This window comes from Methanobrevibacter sp., assembly GCF_045539575.1.
Lineage (GTDB): Archaea > Methanobacteriota > Methanobacteria > Methanobacteriales > Methanobacteriaceae > Methanocatella.
Window position 1 is genome coordinate 19,554 of record NZ_JAZQFM010000002.1, and the last position, 8,163, is coordinate 27,716.

At 35.7% G+C, this 8,163-nt stretch carries 9 protein-coding genes and 1 pseudogene; 1 reads left to right on the forward strand and 9 read right to left on the reverse strand.

What is annotated here, in order from left to right; genetic code table 11:
- The first annotated feature begins 33 nt into the window (after positions 1-33).
- Entirely contained in the window at positions 34-558 is a 525-nt protein-coding gene (locus tag ACKI30_RS00180) for a hypothetical protein (protein ID WP_407408852.1), read from the forward strand.
- Here the strand turns inward: ACKI30_RS00180 and ACKI30_RS00185 are convergent, their stop codons facing one another.
- The 9 genes and pseudogenes from ACKI30_RS00185 to ACKI30_RS00225 form a co-directional block, all read right to left on the reverse strand.
- Positions 559-1,575, reverse strand: a complete 1,017-nt coding sequence (locus ACKI30_RS00185; protein ID WP_407408854.1) for a ribitol-5-phosphate dehydrogenase — start codon at positions 1,573-1,575, stop codon at positions 559-561. It abuts the gene before it with no gap.
- Positions 1,568-2,278, reverse strand: a complete 711-nt coding sequence (locus tag ACKI30_RS00190) for a 2-C-methyl-D-erythritol 4-phosphate cytidylyltransferase (RefSeq protein ID WP_407408856.1) — start codon at positions 2,276-2,278, stop codon at positions 1,568-1,570. Before ACKI30_RS00190 ends, ACKI30_RS00185 begins: the two co-directional genes overlap by 8 nt.
- A 128-nt stretch (positions 2,279-2,406) precedes the next feature.
- A complete protein-coding gene (locus tag ACKI30_RS00195; protein WP_407408858.1) occupies positions 2,407-3,012 on the reverse strand; it encodes a class I SAM-dependent methyltransferase in 606 nt (201 codons plus the stop codon).
- 307 nt (positions 3,013-3,319) lie between these two features.
- Positions 3,320-4,543, reverse strand: coding sequence for a bifunctional ornithine acetyltransferase/N-acetylglutamate synthase (argJ, locus tag ACKI30_RS00200; RefSeq protein ID WP_407408860.1), 1,224 nt, complete (start codon positions 4,541-4,543; stop codon positions 3,320-3,322).
- 17 nt (positions 4,544-4,560) lie between these two features.
- Positions 4,561-5,010, reverse strand: coding sequence for a hypothetical protein (locus ACKI30_RS00205; protein WP_407408862.1), 450 nt, complete (start codon positions 5,008-5,010; stop codon positions 4,561-4,563).
- Positions 5,011-5,031: 21 nt separating this feature from the next.
- Positions 5,032-6,234 (reverse strand): hypothetical protein, encoded by a 1,203-nt coding sequence (locus ACKI30_RS00210; protein ID WP_407408864.1) that lies wholly within the window; start codon positions 6,232-6,234, stop codon positions 5,032-5,034.
- A complete protein-coding gene (locus ACKI30_RS00215; RefSeq protein WP_407408866.1) occupies positions 6,227-7,252 on the reverse strand; it encodes an NYN domain-containing protein in 1,026 nt (341 codons plus the stop codon). The genes ACKI30_RS00210 and ACKI30_RS00215 overlap by 8 nt, the downstream gene beginning before the upstream one ends.
- Before the next feature lie 71 nt (positions 7,253-7,323).
- The gene (locus ACKI30_RS00220; RefSeq protein WP_407408868.1) at positions 7,324-8,067 is read right to left on the reverse strand and encodes a metallophosphoesterase family protein; all 744 of its coding nucleotides are present in this window, start codon (positions 8,065-8,067) and stop codon (positions 7,324-7,326) included.
- A 5-nt stretch (positions 8,068-8,072) separates the two neighbouring features.
- Positions 8,073-8,163: pseudogene (locus ACKI30_RS00225) on the reverse strand (Nascent polypeptide-associated complex protein); the annotation flags it as partial.

Genomic DNA, 8,163 nt, shown 5'->3' on the forward strand with positions numbered 1-8,163 from the left:
AACCTACACAAATTAAAAATTTGAGGTTATTATATGAATAAGAAAGATTTCAACACCCGATCAAATATCATTAAGGAAACGTTTAATGACACCAGAAAGATAGTGGCCTGCGCAACTGCAGAGGAATTGAACATAGATGATGAAATCCACCACGAAGGGGATTTTTTCATCACATCCACAGGAGAGATAATTGATTTGGAGTTACAGACCGTAGATTTTACAGAATACGAACTTGTAAAATACATTGAGCTTGCAGAACACCTATATGAAAAGTATGGCAAGGAAGTTACAATATACATTCTCTGCCCTAAAGAAATTAACGTACTCGTTAAAGAGGAGGAAATACTGTCCGAAGCTGAATTCACAATAAAACTTGCATGCTCACAGGTTGATTCATGTGAAGTCATACTGGAAGGCATAAAAAACAAAATCAGAAACAATGAAATTCTGGATGCAGAAGACTGGTACAATCTTCGCCACCTTCAGATAATGTGTGAAAAAAGCAAAAGGAATTACTATAGGTTGGAATACTTAAAAATAATGAACAGATATTCCTGATTATTTATTCCATTTTAAAACTGTTTTGCCGAATTTTGAAATATAATCCTTGTCAAACGCTTCTTTCAAGTCACTTAACGAATTTATTTCACAGACATTTGAAATTAGCTTTTCAAGATGTTCAAAGAGTTGAGGATTTTCAGTTAGGAGTTCCACCACTCCAACAAAATCTTCTCTTTCAGATCTGCTATTTCCCTGAATAGTTAATCCTTTTTCAAGAATCATCCTAGTATTTATTGGAACCGGATATTCACTTACGCCAAACAGATTTATGGTTCCTTGAGGATTAATCAAATCAATAATCTGTTCAATAGCTGACTGTGAAGCGCTTGAACCGACACATTCAAATCCATGGTCAATCACCAAATCATCCGGAACGCTATGTATCCTGTAGGTTTCATCGGCAAATGAAAATAAATTGAGATTTTCCTGATGTTTTCCGAAAACAATCACCTTGGACTCGGGCCATAATTCCTTTAAGAGCAATGCTGTGATATATCCAAGATTTCCGTCTCCCCAAACCCCCAATCTATTCTTTGGAGTGATAGCCATCTCGTTGAATTTGGAAATTCCCTGATAGGCAACTGTAATCAATTCTATAAATGCGGAAACGTGGTTATTGAAATTATCCGGAAGCTTGACAACCCTGTCAGATTCAAGTTTAATCAAATCGGAAGTGAATCCATCAAATCCGCTTCCCCTGAACTTTGACTTATATGAATAATTGGCTCTACATACATCATCCCCAAACGGAGTGTTAGGAATCATAACCACCTTGTCACCGGATTTCAAATTGTTTTCGCTGTCAAAAACAACTTCGCCTATTCCTTCATGAATCAGTGCCATAGGCAATTTCTTATCCAAAATTTCAGCAGGCCTTGATCCCTGATAGTACCTTTGGTCAGCCTGACAAATTGAAAGATAGGTCGGCCTTACAACAACACCATCCAGCTCAATTTCATCAATTGATTCCTCAAAGAATTTTGGAGACTTTAATCTGTAGACAATATTAATCATTTCTATCCTCAAGTATTGTATTTGCTAATTTTAAATCGTAAGGGTATGTGATTTTGATATTTGTCACTTCACCCTCTACAAGATATACATCTTCATCTTTAAGTGTGAAGATCTTACATGCATCTGTTAGGATATTGCTTTCCTCTTCAGTTAAACTGCTGATTAGGTTGAAAAGTTTCTTTACATTGAAGCTCTGTGGAGTTTGGCCTTGGTAATAATAATCTCTCACAGGGATGCTTTCAATAGTCCTTGCATTTATACTTTCCACAATGGTATCAGTGGCCGGCACCACAGTATCGCATGCACTATATCTTTTTGCAGCTTCAATATTATCTTCAATAATCCTATGGGTAACAAAGGGACGCACAGAATCGTGGGTGATAATTATTGAATCATCATCAATTCCAAAATGCTCATCGATATAATTAATACTGTTGATTAATGTATCATTTCTGGTTTCCCCACCCTCAATAACTACAATATTCTCATTTTCACAAATATATTCATTTATTAAGTGATTTGTGTGATTTATGAAGTTTTGAGGTGTTAAAACAATTATTTTATCAATTTTATTGTTGATTACAAACTTTTCTATAGTATGAATAATTACAGGCTTGTCGCCCAAATCCAAAAACTGTTTGGGTGTGTCTGTTCCTCCCATTCTGGAACCGATTCCACCTGCCAAAATAGCTGCAAAAATCATTATTATACCTCATCAATAACAAAAATTTAAAAATGTATTTTTTATTATTTAATAATTTCAATAATAATAATCTTTAAAAAATAGTATTTAATAATTTTTAAAAAAAAATGTTCAAGAGTTACACACTCTCAAACGGGAATCAATAATTCCTTTTGGAACATGATTAAATAGTGGGATTTACCTTCAGGAATATCCTCACCGATATCCTCATTCAAATAAATCTTTTTAAGACCATGCTTTGCAAAGAACCCTTCCATTTCTTCAGGAGAACTTCTCACAGGTGTTGGCGGACCTTTTGGAACATCCCATGCCTTATAATCCATAATGGCTATTTTACCATCCTGTTTTATAATCCTTGCAAACTCGCTGATTGCCTCATCTATCTTTCTGGATGCCTTAAATCCGTGGAAAACGTTAACCATCAAGATTACATCAACTGATTCATCATCAACGCCCGGAATTCCTTCAGTGATGTCTGCTTCGATATTAATAAGATTTTCAACATTGTTTTCTTTTTTGTAAGTTTCCATATCTTCAATGGATGCATCATATATATCTACCGCATAAACTGTGCCGTCAGGAAGATATTCCTCTACCACCTTGATGGCATTGTGACCGTCTCCGCAGCCGGCATCCATGAAAATCTCATTGCCCTTAAGATCTAATTCGCCCAATATTTCATCTGAATCTAAAAACATTGCACTTGAAAATCCGTGTGCTCTGTGACCATTCATAAAATTCACCTAATAATAGTCTATAAAAAATAGTATATAATTATTGTCAAAATGATGTTAGGTTAATATCGGTTAAAAAATAGTTAAAAAATAATAAAAAAGTTATAAGAGGATTATTTTTTCCAAGTTTGTTTAACTCCTCTTCCTCTTTTACTACCAGGTTTAGTATAACTTCTTTTTTGTCTGGTTCTTCTGTTAGTTCCTTTAACTTTTGCCATATTTTCCCCTCCTTAAAATTAATCATTACAAAATTAGAATTATTGTATAACAAAAAAATATTTGTTTTCAAGATATTTAAAGGTTTTCTTTAAGTGGTATATTCTGCATTAATTTTCACATAATCGTAAGTTAAATCACAACCCCATGCAGTTGCCTCACCGTCACCTAAATCCATATCAATATTGACTATTACGTTCTTTGATTGCATGATTTTTTCAGCCCTTTCAAGATATGGTGTGTCTTCAAATGCCAATATTTCACCGTTTTTAACAAGATCAACTTCATCCACATCATCAGCAATTGCAATGGTTACAATATCCGGATTTAAATCACAACCAGAATATCCGATTGCAGATACAATTCTTCCCCAATTCGGATCTCCACCAAATACCGCAGATTTAAAAAGGCTTGATGAGATTATGGATTTTGCAGCAAGTCTGGCATCATCCAAATCCTTTGCACCGCACACATTAGCTTCAATGAATTTTGTAGCCCCTTCACCATCGCGAGCCATTTTTTTAGCCAGATCAATACAAAGATAGTTTAAAGCTTCCTGGAAATTAGCATCGATTTTTCCGTCATTGACAACTTCAACTCCTGATGCTCCGTTTGCCATTAAAAGACAGGTGTCATTTGTACTTTCATCACCATCAACAACAATCATGTTGAAACTGATATCTGCAGCCTGTTTTAATGCAGCATTAATCTCTTTTGAAGGCATGACCGCATCAGTAACAATAAATGATAACATTGTACCCATATTTGGGGCAATCATACCGCTTCCTTTTGTAATACCTGCAATTTTTACTGTTTCTCCTGTTGTTAATGTTACCTCAACTGCACATTCCTTCGGAAAAGTGTCTGTAGTCATTATAGCCTTTGCAGCCGCAAGAGAGTTTTCAGACTTGTCTCCAAGTTTAGATAGAGATTCATAAGCCACTTTTGAAATAATGTCGATTGGCATTTCACGACCTATGACACCGGTTGAGGAGATTGCAATTTCTTCTTTAGGTATTTTCAAATCTTTTGAAACCAATTCCACCAATGTTTCACAGTCCTTGAATCCCTGATCGCCTGTAAAACAATTTGCATTACCACTGTTTACAAAAACAGCTGAAACTTTTCCATTCTTAAGCACGTTTTTAGTATATTTAACAGGAGCTGCAGTAACCTTATTGGAAGTAAATACTCCAGAAGCGTTACTGTCTGGGCAAAGGATGATGCTTACTCCAAATTTGCCTTCACGAGCTCCAGATACTTTAAGATTTTCAATAACTGAAAATCCTCCATCAAGAGTTCTAATATTATTCATAAAAATCACAAAATCAATTAATGTCCTAAACCATCATCATAGTAATACGGATTATCCTCAGCACCCAATATCTCTGAAGACTGGTTTTCATTAAAATCAACGGCATCTGACTCATCAAAGACAACCTCTTTAGTTTCGTTCAGATGTGTTGTCATCTCAACTGTAACATTTTCAACATGAGTTTCATTTTCTCCACTGTTACCATTATCGAAACTCAGCATGACCCCTATTCCTGCACCTATAATAAATGCAACCAATACCAGAATCATTAACAGTACAGTTTTACGGCTACGTTTTTTAGGTTTTTTATTCCTATTCCAATTATCATTTCTGCTGCGATAAGAATTTCTATTACGAGGCCCGTTATTATTATTTCTTTTAATAATATTGGTCGGTCTGCGATGCTTTTTAGTATCTCGACCATTACCTCTTCTCAACACTCGCTTATCGTCTTTCTTTCTTCTCATACTATTTTCTCTTTCAATTCATCATGCAATAAATGCATATGCTAAAGCCAAGATTATTCCAACGAATCCAAATACTCCCAGTCCTAAAATGGACATTACATAAACGAATATAAATACAAATGCAAAAACTCCAATCAATTTTGCCTTTTCATTTTCAACCAAATTGATCAGGGTTCTTGTGAATTCTGATGGAATGTTATAAGCATATAATCCATTAGCTAATTCAAAAACAACCAATGAAAGCGGAGATGTTGATTCCAAACTGTCAACCAACTGCGCCCTCTCACCGGCTTCACGTCTGCTTCTGCCGACACCAGCTCTTATTTTTGCACCGTTGTCCAATGCAAACCATGCGGCATCAAGACCTGCACGAATAGCCAAATCTTTAGATGGGAACCTTGCTATAAAATCATCCCCACCTTCCCTATAACCTTCCAATTCACCGTCACATTCCTTTTCGATGAAATTTTTAATTCCGGTCATAAGGTCAACAAGCTGATTCCTACCGTTTTTATCAATGAATTTGGTGGAATCAATTAAATCAATGAATAAATAATTTTCTAAATTGACAGGACGAGATTCCTGAAGTAAAAATGGAGAATCAAACACCAATGCGTACTCTCCTCCAAGTTTTGTAAATGCAATGCCCGGAAAACTTCCGACATTTTGAGTGTAGTGAATTGCCCTTTCAATTGAAGCCGCTCCGGTCATACCAACTGCGGAGATGACCTCAATACCTTCTGAAAGTCCAATACCAATCAGTTCAATAGCTACACGTATCGCATCGTTTTTGCTCAGCATCCTTGCAACGAGCTCTGTAGCTGTTTTTTCGACAATCTCTCCTTTTTCATTTTGAATAATTTTAACAAACACGTTAATTAAATTGGAAGGCTGCTTAAGTTCAATGTAAAAATAACGGTCACTACCCATGACAATATTGCTTACCAAAGCATACTCTTCAACCCTGTTTTCCGCAGGAGTCAGCTCATAAAAATCATAATCCTTAGGAATGTTTTCAGCACCCACATCCCTGATAAGATTTTCTAAAATTGAATCTGAAGTGATTTCTGCCTTTTCCAACTCAAATAATATTGTCTGAGTGTAATTGAATAGCTCAACATACTCAGTTTCAAGAGTGTTGGTCGGAAAAAATTTTGTTCCGACAGCAATAGGGTTAAGTTTGGTAGTTAACCTAATGAAGGACTTAGTTAAAAAACTAGTCATCGAAAGCATCTCCCTTCTCAAGAACTATCTCAAAATCACCCGGTTTTTCCAAAAGCATGTCCGGTTTAACGGAGACAAACGGAAACTTCCAGGATCCGAGTCTGCCGGCAATTGTACTGGCAATGTTTCTTGAGTTTCTTTTAATGAATACTTCATCATGTGCGCTGACACGAACCAGAATGTTATATGGGGCGTTTTCAGTCACTTCATCTGCAAGCAGTATATTCAGTTCAAAATTACCTGGTTTTGTGAATAAATCATTACGGACTGCAATCAGAGGCTTTTTCTCAAGACCTAACCTATCTGCAATGGTTACTGAAATATTACCTGCATTTTTTACGGCTAATTTATAATCTTTAGGATGGACCAATACAAAAATTACATAAGGAGCAGCAATTTCCACATCATCAACCATCTCTACAATCTTGTTAAACATAGGTATTTTTGAGAATATGTTTTCAAGCTTTGATTCTGCATTATTCTCATTATCAATGCGTATAATAGCCTGTTTAGCGATGTTTAATGGGGAAATTTCCAATCCTTCCTTACCTGTGTAAATTTCCCATTTCTTAAAGTTCAATTCTTTGATGACTTCTTCACAGATATGTTGAAGGATATTCTTGTCCTTTTTAGGTTTATTTGGTTTTCCAAATGTCAATCTGCCATTTTCTATTACAAATGGAATTCTAAATGAAGAAATATTTCTAAATTCAGCAGCGTAATCTCTGAATTTATCATTAGATAATATTTTAGCTTTTTCACTGGTAGCTATATCTAAAATAAAATGATCAGCGTCGTTTCCTGCTGGAACTTCTTCAACATTTTCGCTTTCCAACAATTTCAAATACTTTTGCTTATCATCAATATCATGACGAAGTGATGCATCTGCAATAATGACAAATTCATCTTCACCTTCTTCTAATGCTTTAACAGCAGCAATAATATTAGCCATTTGAGGTTGGCCATTTTCATTTTTCACATAATAAGCTACATTAGAAGCATCAACGACAACTTTCATAATATCACCTAACTATATAATAAAATTTAATGCAGTATAGTATATTAATTTTTTTAATATTTAAATTTAATTTATAAGGAATTTCTTGAATACTTTCCAAATAACATTTTTTCTCCACCGACAGTGTTCAAAAATATCTCTATATCACTGTCAGTGATGTTATAAACATTATAGGAATTCTTATTTTTTCCCCTTAACTTACAGGAACACAATGACCCTGCATTGACAACAAGAGTGTTGTTAATTTTCCAAATGTTTGGAACATGCTTATGGCCTGATAACACCAAATCGACTTCATGGGTTGTCAGGGTTTTCAAGATGTCGCCCGCATCGGATAAAACGTTACGCTCCCTTCCGGTTTGAGGGATGGAAACCACATGATGGTGCAGCGCAACGATTGCGAAATTCTCCTGAATTACACATTCATCCAACTGATGTTCCAGCCACATATGTTGAGGAGTTCCAATATGACCTCTGCTTTCATCGGGAGAACTGCTGTCAAGACCTATGACTGTGAACTTGTCACCCAAAGTCAGTTTCCAGCTTCTCTCACCGATCAATTCTTCAAATGTCTGATAACCTAAATTACGTGAGTCATGATTTCCAGGAATTGCAAATAACGGCGCTTCAAACAGGGACAAGTATCTGGTTGCCTGTTCGAACTCCTTATAATAACCGTTATTGGTGAGATCGCCCGTAAGTATGATCATGTCCGGCTGCAGTTGGTTTATCTCCGCCACAGCCTGCATAAAGATTTCTTCGTCAAAATCTGCTCTGCTTATGTGTAAATCAGATATGTGTGCAATAACTGTCATTTTATCTATTGATTTAACTTCATAATAGCTTCAGCTAAATCTCCTTTACATTCTTCAAGTGCTGCTCTAGCTTCATCTTCTGAAACGTTAGCGCTG